The 992-nt window shown below is 59.8% G+C and carries 1 protein-coding gene; it reads right to left on the reverse strand.

Going from position 1 to position 992, the window contains the following annotated elements:
* Positions 1 to 61: 61 nt before the first annotated feature.
* Positions 62 to 823 carry a hypothetical protein gene (locus tag IEW22_RS19810; RefSeq protein ID WP_188589120.1) on the reverse strand — a complete coding sequence of 254 codons (762 nt, stop codon included), beginning with the start codon at positions 821 to 823 and terminating at the stop codon, positions 62 to 64.
* Positions 824 to 992: the final 169 nt, after the last annotated feature.

Raw genomic sequence — 992 nt, forward strand, 5'->3', positions numbered from 1 at the left:
TACCGATGGAACCCTGAGCAAGTCCCATTCTGTCACTCAGACAGGGCATTTCGTCTATCCCTCATCCCCCGGACAGGTACAAATCGGTGGATCGAGGCTTAGCCTCAGCACGTGACGCCGGGCAGTATGGGCGTGCTTTCGCGTTAGCAATCGCTAAGGCTCGTCCACCGTCGAACGGTTTCCGCTCGTTGCCGCGCTTCATTGCCGATGCGGACGGTTCCTGCCGGTAACCCCACTGCCAGCCCGTGTCAGCCCCATAGGGGGCCGCGATCAGGCCGTAGCTTCTAAGGTCAGAGCGCAGTCGTGCCAGAGCATCGTGTTCACGAATCAGTGCGGTGAGATGCTGCCATTCGTCCGCTAGTCCAGCATCGAGAGCGGCTTGCGCGGTGTCCACATCGCCTAGCTTGGCGGCGACCGACAGCGTTTCGTCGGATACCCGGTCGAATGCTTCGGACAGCTTTGCGGGGGCAGCAGCCACGTTGCTGAACGCCAGGTCACGGGCAGCGGTCACGTGCATGTTCCACGTTTTCGCTAGCGCGATGTCTGCTAGGTGTGGGTCGGGTAGCGCGCTCAGCGACTCAGCTACCGCACCGATTGTGAGTTCTTCCCTGGTTGCGAGTGTTTCACCGATCCGAACGGCTTCGGCTTCCACATGATCGCTGTAGCGTGCTGAGAGTCGCGCGGCCTCGTGGGCACGGTGGGAGTGTTCGTGCGCTTTTGCAGCGTTCTTGGCTGTGGTGACGCCTAGGGTGACTAGCCGGTCGGTGAGTTGGTCTACTGCGTTAAGGTGCCGGGTGAGGTATTCGTCGGGTTTGATCGCCATTTCTTGCTCCTAGAGAATTACCCGTAGCGGTCGCTACGTGGATTGTGTGTTGCGGGCTTGGGGACTTAGCCTCGATCCACCGATTTGTACCTGTCCGGGGGATGAGGGATAGACGAAATGCCCTGTCTGAGTGACAGAATGGGACTTGCTCAGGGTTCCATCGGTACAC

The organism is Gordonia jinhuaensis, from assembly GCF_014639795.1.
In the GTDB taxonomy this organism is placed as follows: domain Bacteria; phylum Actinomycetota; class Actinomycetes; order Mycobacteriales; family Mycobacteriaceae; genus Gordonia_B; species Gordonia_B jinhuaensis.